Here is a 19,915-nt window from a genome sequence, read left to right on the forward strand (position 1 = left end):
GTTCCCCTTGCCTTGGATCGGCTGTCATGGAAAATAGGGGCATGTCAGAAAGCAAAACCAAATCCCCGATCGCCAAATCCCCGGTTGGCAAAGCCCCGGTCAGTAAGGCCATGTCGTCGCCAACCGAAACAGATTGCCAGGAATGCGATACGGCAGCCCGTCTTGGTCTGAGCACCGAACAGGGTGAAGCCGTCACGCGCGATGCGTCACGTGCTGTGGGGGCGAACCTGTCGCTGCCCCATATCGAGGCCGCGGCAAAGATCTTTGCGCTTTTGGGGGATGCCGGGCGGTTGCAGCTGGTTTTGCGGTGTATGGAACGCCCGCAGACCGTCAGTGAGCTGGCCGATGCGACCAACATGTCGCAGTCGCTTTGCAGCCATCATTTGCGCCATTTGCGCGATCAGCGGATTTTGGCATCCGAGCGCCGCGGACGGCATATTTTCTATCAGATCGATGATGAACATATTTCGCGCGTGGTGCGTGATGTCTTTGCGCATGTGACGCACGACTGATCTGACTTTGTTTTAATTCAGCTGCTTGAAGAATGGTTGCCGGGCAGGTGACCGGCCGGTCAGGCATGGCATTTCCAAACATTCAAATCCGTATTTGAATGTTCTTGACAGATAAATATATGAAGCATAGTTTGAATATAACATATGAATGAAAATTTGATTTTATGAGGTGATGAATGTCCTTCGTCGCAAAATGGGAAGACCTTCCGGCAATTGGTGACTGTGCGCAGTGCCGCGCATCATTGATTAATGTTCTTTCGCGGGCCATTCCGGGGCGTGGTATTTCCGGGGATGGGCAGGGCATATCAACATCATCACCGATCAGTGCGGATGAAGACGCCACCTTGCGGGACATTCTTGCCCGTCAGGCTGATGCCAAACGCCATTACCATTGGCAGGTGTCGGGCATGGATTGCGGATCCTGTGTTGCCAAGATCGAAGCCGCCCTTGGCAAAATGGATGGCGTGTCCTGTGTCGATGTCTCGATGTTGCGCGAAACCGTTACTCTTGGCATTGTTGATGATCACCAATCTGATCGCGCCGCGGTTACTTCGTTACTGAACAAGCTGGGCTATCCGGCCCGCGAGAAAACGACACCGGGCATGACGCGCACCCAGCGCAATACATCCTGTTGTGCCGGTGACGCATGCACGCAGGATGGCGCCCCCAATTCGACCAGTCGCAGTCACAGTCACAGTCACGACGCGACCGCAAAAGTTGCGGATGTTGATGCTGATGCCGGTACCGGTATCAAACGGCGGTTTGTACCCTGGTCGTCTGAAAATGATGAAATTGCCTTTGCGGCCATTTGTCTGGCGCTGGGCGGTCTGGCGGGGGTGATTATCCCGTCATTCGGGTCTTATGCCATGTCTGTTGCATCGGTTCTGGCTGCCGTGCCGGTAATGAAAAAAGCGATGCGACTGGCACAAAGCGGCGCGATTTTCTCGATCGAACTTCTGATGTCGGTTGCCGTCATCGGGGCGGTGGCGATAGGCGAAAGTCTTGAGGCCGGTATGGTCGTGCTGCTGTTTGCGATTGGCGAACGGCTTGAAGGTGTTGCGGCCGGTCGCGCACGAAGCGGGGTCAAGGCCCTGATGAAGCTGGCCCCCGAACAGGCGCGGCGCATAACCGGCGATGGCGTGCAGACCGTTTCACCAGCAGAACTTGCATTGAACGACCTTGTTGAAGTCCGCCCCGGGGAACGGGTCCCGGCCGATGGTGTGGTTGCATCGGGGGCGGCTGATATTGATAACAGCCATCTGACAGGGGAATCTGTTCCGGTCTATTGCAAGGCGGGCGATGACGTCTTTGCCGGTGCGATTGTCACAGACAGCCCGGTGCGGATCACGGTTACCCGTGCTGCCGGGCAGACCATGCTTGATCGCGTGATCGAGCTGGTCGAACAAAGCGAAAAGCACAAGGCACCGGTCGAACGGTTTGTGGCAAAATTTGCCCGTATCTATACACCGATCATCATGGCGCTTGCCGCCGCGACCGTTATCATCCCGCCGGTTCTGTTCGGGCAGGGCTGGGAAGAATGGATCTATCGCGGCTTGGCATTGCTTTTGATCGGCTGCCCCTGTGCGCTGGTGATTTCAACACCGGCTGCTGTGACATCGGCCCTGGCACGTGCCACCAGGATCGGCCTTCTGGTTAAGGGCGGAGCCGGGTTGGAGCTCATCGGGGCGGTACGCACCATGGCGTTTGACAAAACCGGCACCCTGACCGAAGGAAGGCCGAAAGTTGCTGCGATCAAAACCACGGATGGCTATGGCGAAAACGGCCTTCTGACCATTGCCGCGGCGCTTGAAACCGTGACGTCCCATCCGTTGGCCCGTGCCGTTGTGGCGGCGGCGGAAAACCGGAACCTTGAATTGCCGGTGATCGAAGATGCCAAAACCATCGCCGGTGCCGGTGTCGAAGGCAAAATTGATGGTGTGACCTATCAGGTGGGGGCGGCCACCCGGCTTGGCATCACGCCGAATGGCGAAATGACGGGCTGGCTGACCGCACAGGAAGAAGACGGCAGCACAGCGGTTGTCATCCTTAAAAACGGCCAAATCATCGGTGCATTGGCACTGCGTGATGTGGCGCGCGCCGATGCGAAGGCCGCCCTTGCCGAACTTAACAGGCTTAACATTACCCCGGTGATGCTGACAGGCGACGCCACCCCTGTTGCCAAACGCATGGCAGCCGATCTTGGCATGGATTATCGCGCCGAACTGATGCCCGAAGACAAGCTTGATGCCCTGACGGCCCTTCGGGGTGATCCGAAACGTTCCGGCCCGGTTGCGATGGTTGGCGATGGCATTAATGACGCACCCGCTCTTAAGGCCGCGGATGTCGGTATTGCCATTGGTGGCGGCACCGATATCGCGCTTGAGGCCGCCGATGCGGTCGCGGTCAAGGATCGCCTTGGGGATGTCGTCAATCTGGTCAAACTGTCGCGTGCGGCGCGTCGGGTGATCCGTGAAAACATCACGATTGCACTTGGCCTCAAGGCCGTCTTTCTGGTGACGTCGATCACCGGCTTGACCGGCTTGTGGCTGGCTGTTCTTGCCGATACAGGTGCAACGGTCCTTGTGACCATCAACAGCCTGCGTCTTCTGATCGCCCTGCGCACCGCGCGATAGGAAAAAGGTCCCGAAAAGAGAAAGCGGCGGTTATCGTTTCCCGCATCGATAACCACCGCTATTCCACCTTGAGAGGCCTACGGGGAGAGAGGACCCGTAGGTGAGAGACAAGCCGTTTTGGGGACAAATGCGAATGGGTTGCATTCGCGGGCTGTGTCGAGACCTGTTATAGGTGAGGGAAAAACATTGCGCAAGTGAAAATCGTTCTCATTTGCGTAAAATTTTTAGTTGATAATTGTCTTATTTAAATAGCCCGACCAAAACAGTCGGTTAATCTGCCGGTTTTCTGCGGTTTCTATGGGGCTAAAACGATAAAACCCGCAGCATTTGTGCGGGTTTTATCAATATTCATTCGGGATGCGTTTACGCCGTAATACGCCGCAAATGGTTATCCCAATGCAGCGATTTATGAGAATCGTCGGGAAGTTCCACGCGTTTTCGGCGAATCGCATCAAGTCGCCAGCCATTGCCAAGGCCGCTGGTGCCGACGAATTCACCCGGGCGATCGGTTGCGGCAAGCCCGCATCCGTCCGGGGCTGCGATATGGGTCAGGAATCCATTTGTCTTTGCATCCCAGAATGTCACAAGTCCGCCGCGCGGGCACGAAATGCCAAATACCTGGCCCGATGCATCAAAGCGCACCGATCCGCAATATTGGCGCATGCGGTACTGGACATTGTCGGGGGCTTCGATCGGGCGGATTTCCTTGCCCGGTTGCCATATACCGACAAGCGGCACCTGATCATTGATCTCGCCCTGATACTGGAAACCGGCGGCAATGGTGCCATTGGCCGCGACATCAAGATGACGGATGGAAAGCTGATGCCAGTCATGTTTCAGCGACGCCTGATGGATCAGTTTGCCGGTCCGTCGATCAATGATCGACAGATTGGGTTCCATCGAATCGATATTAAGGGCCGTGCGCCCGTCAAAGTCGGGATGGGTATGCAGCCCGCCATTGGCAATCACCAGATGTTCACCGCCGGGCATCAGATGCAATTCATGCGGCCCGGTGCCAAAGCTGTCAAATTCCGCGACCCGGCGATAACCATCCTCGGCATCCCAGACCGACACAACACCGCGCGCATGATCAAAGTCATTCTCGGTGATATAAAGAAACCGCCCGTCATTGGAATAAATGGCATGTCCATAAAACCGGCGGTCTTCCGGACAATGCAGTTTGGCACGGACATCGCCGGTATGACGGTCAAGGATCAGCCCGTAAAGGCCGGGGCGGCGTTCAACGGCTGCGACATCAACATGATTGGGGCGAAGGCCGATATCATGTCCGCGTCCCGGCAGGGCCTGTTCAAACAGGATCTTGCCCGATGCGTTGAACGCGCTGACATAATAATCATCGGCATCCCCGGCACTGGCCGAGATATAGACCGCGCGATCTTCGGGTGCCGGCGTGCCGGCCGCACGGGCGATATCAATCGGCAACAGGGTAAATGCCCCGCCAACCCCCATGAGTTTCAGAAACTCGCGACGTTGATGTCTCACTTTATCCTCCGTATTCAGGCCCGGTCAGGGGTGCTCAATCGCCGTCAAGCGCATTGAACCCGCCGCCAAGCTGGGTATTGCCGCCAATATCGTTTTCAACAAGAGTGGTCAGAAAATCGATCTGGGATTTGAATTCCGCGAGCTTGTCATACCCGTCAGGCTGGGCCAGAAGGTCCTCGACCGAGGCAGGAAGACCATCAAGCGCGTCGACCACGGTTTGCCAGTTCAGTCGGAACGAACGATCCAGAAGGCTGCTGTCAATCAGGGCAGCCAAACCGGTTCCTTCGCTGCCGACATCGCCCCATTTGCCATCATAGATCGCAAACAGACCGGTCAGGTTATGGGCGATGTTGCGAAGTGATCGTTTCGATACTTCGCTTTCTGCGCGGCTGGCCTTGGCGTCCTGCTTGTTATCGCCAAGCGGTTTGCCAAGTTTCTGGGCCGATATGATCAGGATACCTTCATGTAGGGCGCGATAAAGATCGGTCGCGGCAAATTTGGCGGTGGGGTAATCCATGCTGTCGGGGCCGGCTGTCGCCATGGCATCGGCAAATTCCGGCCATTCGTCGCGCAATTCCCCGGCAATCGTTTCAAGATTGGTGGCAATGGCAGCCCCGTACTGGCAAAGGTACACGCCGTCTTCGTCGCTGCTTGTCATGTGGGCGGTGTTTTTGGGATCAAACAGAACTTCTTCAAGTGCCGGGAACCCCTGAAGGGCGGCGCTGGCTTCTGACAGCTGTTCGGGATCAGTATAGCCTGCCGGTTTGCTAAACAGCAATTTCCGGAACTGGCGGGCGGCGGTGCCGTGCTTGTCTGGCCAATATTCGATATGCTGATCGCGGCCATTGGCAACCATCGGTCCCATGCGCCATGGCTGGATTTCCTGCCAGATATCCATTGCCTGATGGAAATCTTCCTGAACATCTTTCAGGTCATCGGCATCCGGATCGGCGCAGAAATCCGTGATCGACGTGCTGAGTTGCGCATTGGCTTTGTGAAAGTCATCAAGTTTCGGCGGCATGACTTCATTAAGAAGATGGTTCAGAACCGGCCGGTAATTTTCATCCGGGATATCGGCATGTGCGTTCGGGGCTGCAAAACCAATCGCAATTGCGGCGGTGGTTGAAAGAAGCATAAGACGCGAACATGATTTCAGGAGCATATGTCTTTTCCGAATATTCACTTGATCAGAAGGGCTTGGCGCCGGGGTAACCCATGCCAGGCTCAAAGTGACTTGAGAAATGCAAGCAGTTTCCTGCGCTCAGATGGTGGCAGCAATGTGACAGAATTGCGCGCAGCTTCGGCTTCGCCACCATGCCAAAGTACGGCTTCAAGAATGGTACGTGCCCGCCCGTCATGCAAGAATTGCGCGCGCGGATCAATCTGTTTTGCCCGTCCAATTCCCCAAAGCGGCGGGGTGCGCCATTCGCGTCCCGATGCCTGTGCTTCGGGGCGATGATCGGCAAGTCCTTCGCCCATGTCATGCAGCAACAGATCGCTATAGGGCCAGATCACCTGTCCGGATTGCTCGGCCATGTCGGGGCGTTCAGGCAATTGATAGCGCGGCGTATGGCAGGATGCGCAACCGATTGAAGTGAAAATCTGCTGCCCGGCAACGACATCGGCATCATGGGCATCCGGGCGCGCAGGCGGGGCGATGTTGCGCGTATAATACAAAACAAGGTCAGTGACCTGCGAATGGGCTTCGAGATTTTCGAATTCCGGGTCATTGCCATCCGGCGCGGTCAGGCAATTTTTCTGTGTTTCGGTGCAATCGCCCGATCCGTTGGGATAAAGCGGGGTCGACAGACCGATATCAAACTGAAAGGCATTCTGGTTTTGCTGATCAAGTGTCGGCATCCCGGCCTTCCAGCCAAATCGACCAATTGCCAGCTTTCCGCGGGCAATATCCCAGACATGATTGACCCGGCCCGAAATGCCATCGCCGTCACGATCCTGGGGATCGGCCGCCGCCAGCAACACATCGTCGGGGATGGCTTCAAGCAGGCCAAGACCGATCATCGGCGGTGCGAGGCGCGGAGAAACCATAACATCGGGATGAAGCGGCCCATAGGCCAGTTCGGTCATCTGGTAATCGGGTTTTTGCAGGGTAACGACTTCACCCCCGGCCAGGCTGACGTCTTGGGGCTGGTAGGTAACCTTTACACGGCCTTCGGCCTTGATGCCCGGGATTGAAAAGTCCTGAAACTGTCCGCCATAAACCGGATCGGGAATGGTTGCGATCTTGCCATCCAGATGGTCGCGCAACTGATCGGCGGTTTGCGGCGGGATCGACAGGCGCAGTAACATTGAAGTCGCGCCGTCACCCGGGGCATTTTCATCAACCGGATGGCCGCGACCATTGCGGATATGGCATCCACTGCAAGCACGCGAATTAAACAGCGGGCCAAGCCCGTCGGCGGTTTTTGTTCGGGTCGGGGCAGTCACCCAAAGCCTTTGAAAAAGGGCCTCGCCAAGCTTGAAATCAAGCCGCTTTTCAAAGGTCATATTGGCCGAATAATGGGTGAAAACATTCCGGCCATCTGCGTTGGGCCATGTAGCGTCCCCGCCGGGCAGGGCCGATGCAGACAGATCGTCAGCACGGGCAGGAATCAACGGTGCCATCAAACTGGCCATTACAAGACCGGATGACAGAATATAGCGCAGGGCAAAAGCGGGACGTTTCATGGCGGGTTCGGTTCTTGTCATTATTATAAAAAGCAAAACGGCGGGAGACACATCCCCCGCCGTTCAATGCCTTCAAGGCAGGTGCCGTAAAAAGGCTTAGTTGACTGCAGACGGATTGTCGAGGCTGTCGGAACCTTCGAACTCGATGCCGTCAATGCCGACAGCGGCAATGATCTGCTCGATCGACTTGGTCTGGTCAACCAGGGCATCGACAAAGGTCTGGACAACAGCGTTGCCTTCGTCATTGCCCATGGCAATCAGCTGGTCGAAATGTTCGCCGCCCTGTGCGCGGGTAACCATCGCCTTGCCGGCCAGAACCGACGTTGCAAGCTTGCCACGCAGTTCGGTATCAAGGGCTGCGTCTTTTGCTGCAACAAGATCGGAAAGCGACGGGCCTTCAACGACCGAACCGTCAACACGGGTGTAACGGCCAAGATAAACGTTCTGGATGCCCAGCGCGTCATAGTAGTGGCTGTTATGGGTGTTGTCGGAGAAGCAATCATGTTCTTCTTCCGGATCATGAAGCAGCAGGCCAAGCTTGGTGCGTTCGCCGCCCAGTTCGCCATAGGACAGCGAACCCATGCCGGTGACGATTGCGGTCAGACCCGGAACGCCATCACCTTCAAGAACGGTTTCGCGTGCTTCGCCGCCTTCGGCCCACTGTGCCGTGATCCATTCAAGGTCGGATACCAAAAGATCGCCAGCCGCCTTGAGATACGCACCGCGACGGTCGCAATTGCCGTTGGTGCATGCATCGCCAGCCGCATAGTCGGTCCATTCACGTGCACCTGCACCAGCACCCGTTCCATTCAGGTCCTGACCCCAAAGCAGGAATTCAATCGCGTGGTAGCCGGTGGCAACGTTGGATTCAACGTCGTCAATTTCATGCAGGCTTTCAAGCAAAGCAGCATCAATGGTCGATGCATCAATGGTTTCACCGGAAATCACCAGGGTCGGGTTGGCGACCACATTGGCGGTGTATGCCGGGTTTTCTTCGCTTTCTTCGCCATAAAGACCGGTTTCGACATAGTCGATCAGGCCTTCGTCAAGCGGCCATGCGTTAACTTTGCCTTCCCAGTCATCAACGATGGCATTGCCAAAGCGATATACTTCGGTCTGCTGATAAGGCGCGCGTGCTGCCAACCAGGCAGATTTCGCAGCACCAAAAGTCTCTGCCGACGGCTGTGCAACCAGTGCATCAATAGCAGCCTGAAGTTCTTTGGCAGTGATCAGTGAATCTTCGTAACCGGCATGCGCGATGTCGGCATAGGTCGTCAGAACGTCTTTGGCGCCCGGTGCGGCATATGCCTGCACACCAAGGGTCGACACCAATGCGGCCGTCCCGAGAATTTTTGCGATTTTCATAGGAGTTCCCATCTATCCCTGAAAGTGAGCCAAGGGCAATGCCCCGCGGATCAGAGCGGCAAAACATCTTGCGCAAATGAAGAAATTTGCTCCCCGATAGTCACCCTGATCCCTATGCTTCCGTTTAAGTGATACTGCTTGTGATAATGATTTTCAATTAGAGAATGGTTTTGTTGCCAAATTTTCACGTTTTTTGAATGTGGTAACCGCAATTTGATCTGTTCATCGGCGCAATACAGGTCATTATCACTATAGTGTTCATGATCAACCGTCCCGCCAGGAGAGGACCTGATGAGCAATCAGATGTCGGATGAAAAGCCGGATGAAAAGAAAGTCAAACTTTGGGACTTTCCGGTACGCCTGTTTCACTGGTCGCTGGTTGCGGCCATTGTTACGGCATGGTGGACCAACCGGGAACTGATGATCGATATTCACGCCATTGCCGGTTACACCGTATTGGCCCTTGTGCTGTTTCGCATCATCTGGGGCTTCGTCGGCAGTTCGAATGCGCGCTTTGCATCCTTTATCAAAGGCCCGAAAAAGGTCATTGGCTATGCGCTGCGGATCCCCCGGGGATCAATGGCGGACCTGACCTATGCCGGGCATAATCCGGCGGGCGGCTGGATGGTGATAGTGTTGCTGGTTCTTGTCGCGGTGCAGGCGGTAAGTGGCCTGTTTGCCAGCGAAGATACCTTCCTGTTCTTTGATGGTCCGCTTGTTGCCCATGTCAGTTCCGATCTTGCCAGCACGATGAACTGGATCCATCACACCAACATCAATCTGATCTATGCGATGGTCGGGCTGCATGTTTTTGCAGCCCTGTTTTATCTTGTGGTCAAACGCGAAAATCTGATCGGTGCGATGATTACCGGGGCCCGGACGGTTCCGGCCGAACTTGCGGCCCGCTTTGCGCAGATCCGCTTTGCCTCCCCGATTGCCGGGATTGCCATTCTCGCAGTTTGTGCTGTCATTGTTTGGGCGATGGTGACGGTTGCGCGCGGATAGTCGCGTGCGGATAAACGGCCGGCGGATCATCATCTGATCCGCCGTGCCAAGGGGAAAATGCCCCCGGCCTGAATTTTCCGGTGTGCTGCGCTGACAGCATGGGGGGTGAAAACCGGACCGGGGGCGCCCATCCAGGGGTAGGGACGGGCCAGTGTTTGCAATTTCGTTGGTTAGGTTATTTCGACCGATAGGTCTCGTGACAGCCTTTGCACGACTTGCCAAGATTGCCCATCGCAGCCCCCATGGCCGATTTGTCACCGGCTGCGGCGGCCATTGCCAATGCTGCTTCTTTCAGTTCCGGGAACCGTCCGGCAAAGTCATCCCAATCCGACCAGACTTTGTCGGTTGCCGTGGTTTTGACGGTTGCATCCATTGTTTTGGGTTCAAAAGCTGCCGGGGCGGCGTCTGCGGCAAAGGCGATGCCATTTGCCAGGTTGCGCAATACCGGATCAGGAAGGTTGCAGTCTCCCTTAAGGTAACAGCCAAGGGTCCCCATCGCCCCGCCGATACCATCCATCAGCATCTGGCGGTTCTGAACCGTGGCATTGTCCATTGTCTCGTCGGCAAAGGCGTTGATCGGCATCATGCTGCCTGCGGCAATCATGGCGCTGAACAGTCCTGCAGTCACAAGGTGCTTCATGGCTTCTCTCTGTTGTATTTTGCGGGGTCTCTCTGATCGCCAAGCGGGCGTTTGATTCTTATCTGTATAAGAAGCATCTTGTTGCTTCCTGCCCGTCGCTCGGATTAGGGTCAGGACCGATTGTCCCAGTTGCGCCCCGAAAACCGGAATCACAAGCGCGTGAGTAGATCAGTTTTTTCGTATCTCGCGTCAAAGGAACTGCCCCGTTATGTCGTCTGCCACCCCGCAAACTGTTTCGAATTCTGATGACCAAGCCATTCGCGAAGGACGCGCGCGTGCCCGCAACCTGATCCGTGAATGGGATCTGAGGCATGCCTATATCAACGGTCTTTGGCAGGATGCCGACAGCCGTGAGACTCTTGATGTGATTGATCCGGCCTGCGGGGATGTGATCGGTGCCGTTCCGTTCATGCGCACATCCGAGGCCAGGCGCGCGATTGATGCCGCCCATGATGCCTTTGCCGGCTGGTCCCGCACACTGGCAAAAGACCGTGCCGCTATCCTGCGGCGCTGGCGCGATCTGCTTGAAACCCATCAGGAAGACCTTGCGGCATTGATCACCCTTGAACAGGGCAAGCCCTATGATCAGGCCTTGCGCGAAGTCATCGGGGCGATTGCCTATGCCGAATGGTACGGCGAAGAAGCCAAGCGCGCCTATGGCCAGACCATGCCCGCCACCCAGCGCGATCGTCGCGTTGTCGTGCAAAAACACCCCGTGGGGGTCGTTGCGGCAATCACGCCCTGGAATTTCCCCCTGACCATGGTGGTGCGCAAATGCGCCCCGGCACTGGCGGCGGGCTGTACGGTTGTTGTCAAACCGGCCGAAGATACGCCGCTTTCGGCGCTGGCCGCGGCCAAGCTTGCCGAACAGGCCGGATTCCCGGCGGGTGTGTTCAATGTGGTTACCGGTCTGCCCCAGCCGATCGGCGAGGCCCTGACGGGGGATGAACGCGTTCGCATGCTGTCCTTTACCGGCTCGACCGAGGTCGGCAAACGGTTGATGGCGCAATGCGCACCCACGGTTAAAAAGCTGTCGCTTGAACTGGGTGGCAATGCGCCCTTCATCGTGATGGATGATGCCGATCTTGATGCGGCTGTTGCCGGGGCGATGATTTCCAAATTCCGCAACAGCGGCCAGACCTGCGTCTGTGCCAACCGCATTTTTGTTCAGGACGGGGTTTATGACGCGTTTGTCGAAAAATTCATTGCCGCAAGCAATGCCCAGACCATCGGCAACGGCTTTGTCCCGGGGACCGAAATCGGTCCGCTGATCAATCGGCAGGCGGTGGCAAAGGTCGAACGTCTTGTTGAAAATGCGCGCAAGGCCGGTGCCACGCTGGTCTATGGGGCCGAACGGCCCAAGGACGGACATTTTGTCCGCCCGCTGGTCATGACCGATGTACCCCATGATGCCGACTGCTTTAACGAGGAACTGTTTGCCCCGGTAGCACCGGTTTATCGTTTCGCGACCGAGGATGAGGTAATTGAACTTGCCAACCGGGTGCGCACCGGTCTGTCATCCTATCTGTATAGTCGCGATATCGGCCGTATTCAGCGCATTGCCGACAATCTGGAAACCGGTGTGGTCGGGATCAATGACGGCACCACCAGCCACGAAGGCGCACCGTTTGGCGGTGTGAAGGAAAGCGGGCAGGGACGCGAAGGTGGTCATTGGGGGCTTGAGGAATATCTTGAACCCAAATACCTCAATTACGCGATTGGCGGGCAGTAACGGCGGCCCCCGTTCGCTTTGGTTCAGTCCCGTGACGGAACCGGGAAAGGGGATGCGGTCAAATGCGGTTCCGGCCGGTTGAAATGGACGGATCGCAAAGCGATCATTCTACTTGTTGTTGTTGTCGTTTTGCGATCCTGACAAAGCTATGCAAGATTGATGAGTCGGATTCCGCGGAAAAACCGGTTTGAATTTGCCGTGTTTGGCAAAAATCCATGCAGTGCAAAGCATCAATCATGGCTGTTTTTTCTGCGACAATGGCGCAAATCGACGGGGTGAGATGCCCAGAACCCCTTTATATTAGTGGAATGCGCGGGTGTCGGGGCGGTCGGTGTCGCAGAAAATCCAGCAAAACGAGCATGTTATTTGTCATGATACGATCATGCGTTCTGCGCATGATAAGATTATGGCGGAAATGTTTCACGATATGCGCTGTGTGCATGGGTGGAGTGAGAAAACTCTTCTCGTGGGAATGCAAAAACAGGCGTAAACCCGTTTTCAGAGAACACAACGCAAAACCCAGACGCGACAAGCGCGGGATGCTTTTGAAAGGAAACGGACATGAAAATGTATCGTGATTATGACCTGGTTGCCCTGCAGCGCGAAGCAGAACGTCTCCGTGCTGTTGCAATGCGCAACATGTTTGCTGCTCTGGTTCGCAAAGTTGGCGCACTGTTCGGTGCCAACCGCAAGCCGCACGGTGGCGTACCGGCTGGCGCATAATATCGCCAGTACCAAGAATTCCGGTGCTGACATGATCAGCACCCTTAAAAACACCTCCGCAATCCTCCCATGCGGGGGTGTTTTTGTTTGTATGCTTCACCTTGGCCCGGCAGACGGTTATTAAGGGGGATTGCTGTCCCATTCCCGATCCCGGAAAGTTGGTTTTATGAAGCTCGCCCATTACGCCTTTGGTGAAGAAAATCGCGACAACGGTACGATTGTCATTGTCCATGGTCTGTTTGGTCAGGCCCGGAACTGGACCGCGATTGCCCGTCGGTTGGCGGAAAAATACCATGTGGTCACGGCGGATTTGCGCAATCACGGCCGGTCGGGCTGGGATATGGATATGACCTATGGCGCGATGGCGGCCGATCTTGCCGAACTGATCGGGTCCGTTTCCGATAAGCCGGTTCATCTTGTCGGGCATTCGATGGGGGGCAAGGCATCAATGGTGCTGGCATTGTCGGCCAATGCCGGACTGGTTGCCGATCTGGTGATCGTTGATATCGCGCCGGTGGCCTATGACCATGACTATACCGGTTATATCACGGCGATGCGCGGGGTCGATTTCGATAAGGTCACCCGCCGCGCCGAAGTTGAAGATGCGCTGTCATCCGGGGTTTCGGAAAAAGGCGTGCGTCAGTTCCTGGCCCAGAATGTCACAACAGACAAGGACAGCGGCAAAATGTCCTGGCAGGTCAATATTGACGCCATGGCGGCCCATCTTGATGACATCACCGGCTGGCCGCAATCGGATGTCAGCGGATCCTATGACGGGGATGTTCTGTTTATTTCCGGGGCCAATTCGCATTATGTCGATTCCCGTGATCGCGACCACATCAAATCACTGTTTCCCAAGGCGGCCTTCACCAGCATCAAGGGTGCCGGGCACTGGGTACATGCCGAAAAGCCCGAAGCCGTATTGCTGACCTTGTCTGCATTTCTCAAACGCTGAACAAAGGCGGGTGTCCAATGGTCGATCTTCCAAAAGGCTGGTCCATTCCCGATCTTGCCAATATCCGCATAGACGATATCGAATGCCTGTCTGACAACTGGTATCACCTTTATCGTGTCAGTTTTGATCTGAAACGGTCGGACGGATCTTGGCAACATCAAACCCGCGAGGCCTATGAACGCGGAAACGGGGCGGGCATTCTGCTTTATAACCGGGCCGACCGGACGGTGATCCTGACCCGGCAGTTCCGCCTGCCATCCTTTGTCAATGGCAACCCCGACGGCATGCTGATCGAAGTTCCTGCCGGTCTGCTTGATGATCGTGATCCGGCCGCAGCCGTGATTGCCGAGGTCGAGGAAGAAACAGGCTATCGCATCGGCAAACCGCAAAAGGTCTTTGATCTTTTCATGAGCCCGGGCTCGGTTACGGAACGGTTGCATCTTTTTGTCGCCGAAGTTCGCCGCGATCACCGCGAAGGCGATGGCGGTGGCCTGCACGAAGAAGGCGAGGATATCCACGTTCTTGAAATCGCCTTTGACGATATCGCATCGATGATAAGCGATGGCCGCATTCGCGATGCCAAAACAATCATCCTGCTCCAGCACGGGTTACTGACCGGCCTGTTTGACTAACCGGTTTGTTTTTGACAGAGCGGCGCTTTTACCCGGGGCAATTACCAAGGCAATTCCTGGCCGTCATAGGCAAAGAACCCGCCGGATTGTCGGGGTGTCAGGCCGTCAATCACCGCAAGCATCCTGGCTGTGGCCTGTTCGGGGTTTTGCACATCAAGGCCCGATTTGGCAAACGGACCGGAAAGGCCGGTATCGACCGTTCCCGGATGCAGGGAAACGCAAATGGCATCGGGCTTGTTGCGGGCAAGTTCAATCGATGCGGTTTTGACCAGCTGGTTCAATGCCGCCTTGGCGGCGCGATATCCGTACCATCCCCCCATCCGGTTATCACCGATACTGCCGACCTTGGCCGACAGGGTCGCAAAGACGGCCTTGCCCTTGCGCGGCAGCAACGGACAAAAATGCTTCATCAGCAATGCCGGGCCAATCGCATTGATCCGGAACTGTTTGGTCATATAGGTCGCGTCAATCTGACGCAGGGACTTTTCCGGCTGAAAGCTTTCATCATGCAGATAACCGGTCGCATCAATGATCAGGGCAATGTCACATCCATGTGCATCGGCCTGCATGCGGGCATCCCGCGCACAGGCATCGATGCTTTCGGGGATGTCGAAATCAAGTGACGGACGGGTTTTGCGTCCATAGGTCAGGACCTTGGCAAAATGCCCTGATGAGTGCAGATGGGTTGCAAAGGCGGCCCCAATGCCGCCGGTTGCACCAATAACAATCGCGATCTGGCCGGTCGGGATGCTTTTGAAGTGCGGTGTTTCAATGCCTGACATCTGCGTCCCCTGGATTGTGCTTTGCGTGGGTGGTTGCGTGATGTTTTACGGCGGTGAAGGCCGTGCAGTTCAGGATTGATGAGTGTCGGGGGGCAAAACCAAAAAGCCGCCGGCACGGGGCTGGCGGCTTTGGCAAGGTTTCGGTCAGGTCCGATTATTCGGCGGCGTTGATGCGCGCGATATTCGGGGCGCTGCGGGCGCCTTTGCCTTCGTGATCGTGGCGGCGGATGAAATCCTTGATCCGCGGGCTGATCTGTTCGCGCCAGCGACGGCCGTTAAACACGCCGTAATGGCCAACACCCTGTTGCAGATGATGCATGCGCATATTGTCGGGCAGGTTGCTGCACAACTTGTGCGCGGCCCGGGTCTGGCCCATGCCGGTAATATCATCGCGTTCGCCTTCGACCGTCAAAAGGGCGGTTTTGGTAATCGCGGACGGATCAACCGGCACACCCTGCCAGCGCATGGTGCCTTCGGGCAGGCTGTGTTCATGGAACACGACCTTAAGGGTCTGAAGATAAAACTCGGCCGTCATGTCCATGACCGCCAGATATTCCTGATAGAAGGATCGCTTGGCTTCGGCGCTTTCGCCGTCACCTTCGACCAGATGCAGGAACATGTCATGATGGGCCGACACATGGCGGTCCCAGTTCATGCTCATGAACCCGGCAAGCTGCATGAAGCCCGGATAAACCCGGCGCATCACACCGGCATGGGGCAGGGGCACATGAGACAGGACATGGCGTTCAAACCAGTCAAGGCTGTGCTGTTTTGCGAAATTGTTGACCTCGGTCGGGTTTTCACGCGTATCGATCGGCCCGCCCATCAGGGTCATCGAGGCCGGCTGGCATTTCTCGTTGCCGGCTGCCATCAGGGATGCGGCGGCGACCACCGGCACGGATGGCTGACACACGGCAATCATGTGGGTGTTGGGGCCAAGCTTGCGCAGGAACCGCATCAGGTAATCGATATAGCTATCAAGGTCGAAATGCCCCTGATGAACCGGGACGGTGCGCGCATCAATCCAGTCGGTGATGTAAACATCGTGATCGGGCAGCAATGCCTCGACCGTGCCGCGCAGAAGCGTTGAAAAATGCCCCGACAGCGGTGCGACAAGCAGCACACGCGGATCATCGGGCTGGGTTTTCAAGTGATCGGTTTCGCGCTTGAAATGCAACAGATCACAAAAGGCCTCGCTATGAACGATTTCTTCGGTGATCGGCACGGTTTCGCCGTCAATGGTCGTGGTTTCAAGCCCGAATTCCGGTTTGCCGTAACGGTGGGTGAAATGGGTGAACACGTCACATGCGGCCGCTGCTGCCCGACCCTGATGGGTATAGGACAGCGGATTGGCCGGATTGCGCAGCCACTTTTTGCTGGCATCAGCAGCCATGCGAAGCGGGCTTATTGTGGCGTGCTGCAATTCATAAAGGTGATACAGCATTTACTCTCACTCCCGGGTGACCGGCCTTTGGGCCTGTATCACCAACTGGTTACGGCATTTCATCCTGTTTATGGTCGTATGGGCGTCTGGCTGTGCGATACGACTTGGTATTCGGGTTCTGATCCGGGCTCGGGATTGATTGATGCCGTTTTGATCCACAACCATCGGGTCGTGAAGATGTGATCAGAAATCCTGTTATTGCGTCAAAGCCTACGACAGTTCAGCTTACTTGCAATAGCCATAAAGTATGATGAAATTCCAAATTATCGTTTTCTTTGTTGATTCAAACGAAATTTTGCCAGCCTGTCGAGTGAAATTTTGCAACGCAGCGTAAACTGTTGCAATGCAATAAGTGTTTTAAGCCTGAAATGATTGCCCTTCGCTGGGCGGGCCGCAAAAACGATCAGAAAAGCAGACTCGCCCAAAATCGGGTGCGATATCCTTTGGCGCAATATGCGACGGCTGGTTGATCCTGCTTTACGCATAAAGAAAAGGCGCTGCTATCGGGGAATAGCAGCGCCAAGTCGTGCGGAGTATATTTTCAGTCGCCATAAGGCCCAAAAGGGAAGTCGGGCATTGGGGAAGCTCTGGCCGACAGGCGGGACAGGGTATGGGTGCGGGGTTGCCTGCCGGCCAGATGCCCGTGATGGACAAAAGCAATGGTGGCTTAAAGTCCGGGCCTCACAGATTTCAATTCGAATTCACAAGAAACGTTGCGGAACGTTTCAGACAAGACCACGAAGGCTTTGTGCCATGCCCAGGGCGATCACAAACAGGAAGAAACCTGTACTGCCGACAATCGCAACAGTGCTGCAAAGCTCGTTCAGGCGGGTCGGGTTTTCGATCAGTTTGTGCATGGTATGTCCTCCTCGATCTGTCTGAAGAAACCATACTGTTCTGATTTTGTTCTCGCAAGAACAAAATTGGAACAAAATCCGGAACATTTAATTAAACCATTGTTTTTAAATAAATATATGGTGTTCCCGGATGTTCTCATTTTGATCGCAAAATGAGAACATTCGGCATTATTTCAGGCCGTCAGGTAGAATGAAAGCCGCAGAAAACGGTGCTTTTGCGCGAGTCTTTATATTCCGGACCGATGATGGGCGATTGGGGGGCTGTTGCGGTTTTACCGATCAGCGCGCTAATCGGGGATGGCGGGCGGGTTAGGGCAGGCGGGGAATGGCGGGGCAAAGCGTCATGAAAGTTTGCATTTCATCCCGGCCGGATCTGGTTGACACTGGTTTGACAAGACATTGTCCGGAACCGGTCAATGTGGTCAAAATCAATTTGTTGCACGATATTCTGACTGGCCTAAAATGGGAGCCAACCCGGTGGTTGTTGAAGCCGTTTCGCAACAAATTGTTACGGTTAAACCGGATTCCGGTAAAACGGTCCATTTCGCGCTTGATCGCAGTGGTCTTACCCCCTGAGATCGTGTAACAGTGCGCTTTGCGACCGGTCTGGCGCAGCACTGTTGATCAGGACACAGCATTGCTGTTTGAATCGGTACAATTGGTCAGATAACAGAATGCTGCCATGACCAAATCCCGCTGGCAGGTGTTCAAAATCGCAGAAATGCGTGTTGTCTGGTCATGATAAACAAGCCGGCTTTGAACCATTTGGGCACCCGTCAGAATGGTTTTGCCAGCAAATGCACAAGCACCATCGGGAATGCCGGTGGTGTTATCACGGTAAAAATGCCGTGTTCCCGTCGCCTGCCAGGATCGACTGATCCGGGGTCCCACCTTGGCGACAGGAAGGAAACGTTGGAAGGCTAAGGGCAGAATGAAACAAAGGCTTAAGCATCGTATCGCTGATATCGTGATTTTCGGTGGGACCGGAGATTTGGCGTTACGGAAACTGTTCCCCGCACTCTATGAAATGGAACGTACCGGGCGTTTCGACGATGAAACCCGCATCTTTGGCGCTTCGCGCAGCGAACATAGCGACGAGGAATTCCGCTCCAAGCTGGAAGAAGCCGGGCAAAAATTTATCCCCAAGGGCGAATTCGACGCCGAAATCTGGAAAAAATTCGCAAGCCGCATCGCTTATGTGCAGGTTTCCGCCGGCGACGAGGCGGGCTTCAAAGTCCTGTATGAAAAGCTTTCCGATCAGCCTGATCGTGATCGCGTCTATTATTTCTCGACCAGTCCGTCCCTGTTTGCCGACATGGCCTTTAACCTCAAAAAGGTCGGGCTGGTGACGCCCAATTCCCGTGTTGTGCTTGAAAAGCCGCTGGGCCACGATCTTGAAAGCTGCCGTGAAATCAACGGCCAGATCGGCGAAGTGTTCGAGGAAAACCAGATTTTCCGTATCGACCACTATCTTGGCAAGGAAACGGTGCAGAACCTTATGATCCTGCGCTTTGCCAATGCGATGTTCGAACCGCTCTGGAACAGTGCGCATATCGATCACGTACAGATCACGGTCGGCGAGGAAGTCGGGGTCGAAGGGCGCTGGTCCTATTATGATGATGCCGGCGCGATGCGCGACATGGTTCAGAACCATATGTTGCAGTTGCTGTGCCTGGTCGCCATGGAACCGCCCTATGTTCTTGATCAGGATGCGGTGCGTGACGAGAAGGTAAAAGTTCTTAAGGCGCTGCAACCGATCAATGACAGCAATATCGACAGTTCCACCGTACGCGGCCAGTACCGCAAGGGCGCGGTGGGCGGCAAGGAAGTGCCGGGCTACCTTGAAGAAGAAGGTGCCAATGTCGACAGCACGACCGAAACCTTTGTTGCCATCCGGGCCGAGTTGAACAACTGGCGCTGGGCGGGTGTTCCGTTCTATCTGCGCACGGGCAAACGGTTGCCCAAACGTCATTCGGAAATCGTGATCCAATTCCGCGACGTCCCGCATCAGATTTTCCCGCTGGCCAAATCCATGACCAACTATCAGGCCAACAAGCTGGTTCTGCGGTTGCAGCCTGATGACGGCATTCATCTGGTTCTGAACAACAAGAACCCGGGGCCGGGGCTTGTCCGGTTGCGTCCGACAGCCCTGAACCTGTCCTTTGCCGAGGCATTCGGGGGCCGTAGTCCTGACGCCTATGAACGTCTTTTGCTTGATGCGATTGATGGCAATAACACGCTGTTCGTACGTCGCGATGAACAGGACATTGCATGGCAATGGGTCGATGCGATCCAGGAAGCCTGGAAAAACAATCATATCACGCCCAAAGGCTACACTTCTGGAACGTGGGGCCCGTCTGCGGCCATTGCGCTGATCGAACGTGATGGACGGACCTGGAACGAAGAAGCCGGGTTCTAGGATGGTGCGGCCCTGGCCAAAAGGC

At 55.5% G+C, this 19,915-nt stretch carries 16 protein-coding genes; 8 read left to right on the forward strand and 8 right to left on the reverse strand.

Going from position 1 to position 19,915, the window contains the following annotated elements; translation table 11 throughout:
* Positions 1-41: 41 nt before the first annotated feature.
* Together CU041_RS17710 and CU041_RS17715 are read left to right on the forward strand one after the other, a co-directional pair.
* On the forward strand, positions 42-512 hold the full coding sequence (locus tag CU041_RS17710) for an ArsR/SmtB family transcription factor (RefSeq protein ID WP_101247942.1): 471 nt from the start codon (positions 42-44) through the stop codon (positions 510-512).
* Positions 513-688: 176 nt separating this feature from the next.
* Positions 689-3,145 (forward strand): heavy metal translocating P-type ATPase, encoded by a 2,457-nt coding sequence (locus CU041_RS17715; RefSeq protein WP_101247897.1) that lies wholly within the window; start codon positions 689-691, stop codon positions 3,143-3,145.
* 363 nt (positions 3,146-3,508) lie between these two features.
* Here CU041_RS17715 and CU041_RS17720 read toward each other — a convergent pair whose 3' ends face one another.
* The 4 genes from CU041_RS17720 to CU041_RS17735 form a co-directional block, all read right to left on the reverse strand.
* Positions 3,509-4,648 (reverse strand): DUF1513 domain-containing protein, encoded by a 1,140-nt coding sequence (locus CU041_RS17720; RefSeq protein WP_101247898.1) that lies wholly within the window; start codon positions 4,646-4,648, stop codon positions 3,509-3,511.
* Positions 4,649-4,682: 34 nt separating this feature from the next.
* Complete coding sequence (locus tag CU041_RS17725; RefSeq protein ID WP_101247899.1) at positions 4,683-5,810, reverse strand: imelysin family protein; 1,128 nt, start codon at positions 5,808-5,810, stop codon at positions 4,683-4,685.
* A gap of 62 nt (positions 5,811-5,872) precedes the next feature.
* The gene (locus CU041_RS17730; RefSeq protein ID WP_101247900.1) at positions 5,873-7,336 is read right to left on the reverse strand and encodes a di-heme oxidoreductase family protein; all 1,464 of its coding nucleotides are present in this window, start codon (positions 7,334-7,336) and stop codon (positions 5,873-5,875) included.
* Positions 7,337-7,432: 96 nt separating this feature from the next.
* A complete protein-coding gene (locus CU041_RS17735) occupies positions 7,433-8,701 on the reverse strand; it encodes an imelysin family protein (protein ID WP_068517129.1) in 1,269 nt (422 codons plus the stop codon).
* Between the two features lie 291 nt (positions 8,702-8,992).
* Here CU041_RS17735 and CU041_RS17740 point away from each other — a divergent pair, with 291 nt between their 5' ends.
* Positions 8,993-9,706, forward strand: a complete 714-nt coding sequence (locus CU041_RS17740) for a cytochrome b/b6 domain-containing protein (protein WP_233433166.1) — start codon at positions 8,993-8,995, stop codon at positions 9,704-9,706.
* Between the two features lie 175 nt (positions 9,707-9,881).
* On the opposite strand, the gene CU041_RS17745 is transcribed toward CU041_RS17740, so the two are convergent.
* Complete coding sequence (locus CU041_RS17745) at positions 9,882-10,334, reverse strand: c-type cytochrome (protein WP_231856644.1); 453 nt, start codon at positions 10,332-10,334, stop codon at positions 9,882-9,884.
* A 220-nt stretch (positions 10,335-10,554) separates the two neighbouring features.
* Here CU041_RS17745 and CU041_RS17750 point away from each other — a divergent pair, with 220 nt between their 5' ends.
* From CU041_RS17750 to CU041_RS17760, 4 genes are all read left to right on the forward strand, one after another.
* A complete protein-coding gene (locus CU041_RS17750; protein WP_101247901.1) occupies positions 10,555-12,078 on the forward strand; it encodes an NAD-dependent succinate-semialdehyde dehydrogenase in 1,524 nt (507 codons plus the stop codon).
* Between the two features lie 561 nt (positions 12,079-12,639).
* Positions 12,640-12,801 (forward strand): RSP_7527 family protein, encoded by a 162-nt coding sequence (locus tag CU041_RS20740; protein WP_156480797.1) that lies wholly within the window; start codon positions 12,640-12,642, stop codon positions 12,799-12,801.
* Positions 12,802-12,967: 166 nt separating this feature from the next.
* Entirely contained in the window at positions 12,968-13,756 is a 789-nt protein-coding gene (locus tag CU041_RS17755; protein WP_101247902.1) for an alpha/beta fold hydrolase, read from the forward strand.
* A gap of 17 nt (positions 13,757-13,773) precedes the next feature.
* Positions 13,774-14,388 (forward strand): NUDIX domain-containing protein, encoded by a 615-nt coding sequence (locus CU041_RS17760; RefSeq protein WP_082817659.1) that lies wholly within the window; start codon positions 13,774-13,776, stop codon positions 14,386-14,388.
* A gap of 41 nt (positions 14,389-14,429) precedes the next feature.
* Here CU041_RS17760 and CU041_RS17765 read toward each other — a convergent pair whose 3' ends face one another.
* The 3 genes from CU041_RS17765 to CU041_RS21030 all read right to left on the reverse strand — a co-directional run bounded on the left by CU041_RS17765 (position 14,430) and on the right by CU041_RS21030 (position 17,471).
* Positions 14,430-15,170, reverse strand: a complete 741-nt coding sequence (locus CU041_RS17765; RefSeq protein ID WP_101247903.1) for an SDR family NAD(P)-dependent oxidoreductase — start codon at positions 15,168-15,170, stop codon at positions 14,430-14,432.
* A gap of 154 nt (positions 15,171-15,324) precedes the next feature.
* The gene (locus CU041_RS17770) at positions 15,325-16,614 is read right to left on the reverse strand and encodes a polyhydroxyalkanoate depolymerase (RefSeq protein WP_068517133.1); all 1,290 of its coding nucleotides are present in this window, start codon (positions 16,612-16,614) and stop codon (positions 15,325-15,327) included.
* A gap of 725 nt (positions 16,615-17,339) precedes the next feature.
* A complete protein-coding gene (locus CU041_RS21030; protein WP_255355705.1) occupies positions 17,340-17,471 on the reverse strand; it encodes a hypothetical protein in 132 nt (43 codons plus the stop codon).
* A gap of 931 nt (positions 17,472-18,402) precedes the next feature.
* Here CU041_RS21030 and zwf point away from each other — a divergent pair.
* Positions 18,403-19,890 carry a glucose-6-phosphate dehydrogenase gene (zwf, locus tag CU041_RS17780; protein WP_068517136.1) on the forward strand — a complete coding sequence of 496 codons (1,488 nt, stop codon included), beginning with the start codon at positions 18,403-18,405 and terminating at the stop codon, positions 19,888-19,890.
* The last annotated feature ends 25 nt before the right edge of the window (positions 19,891-19,915 follow it).

It is taken from the genome of Thalassospira povalilytica, from assembly GCF_002844235.1.
GTDB lineage: Bacteria > Pseudomonadota > Alphaproteobacteria > Rhodospirillales > Thalassospiraceae > Thalassospira > Thalassospira povalilytica.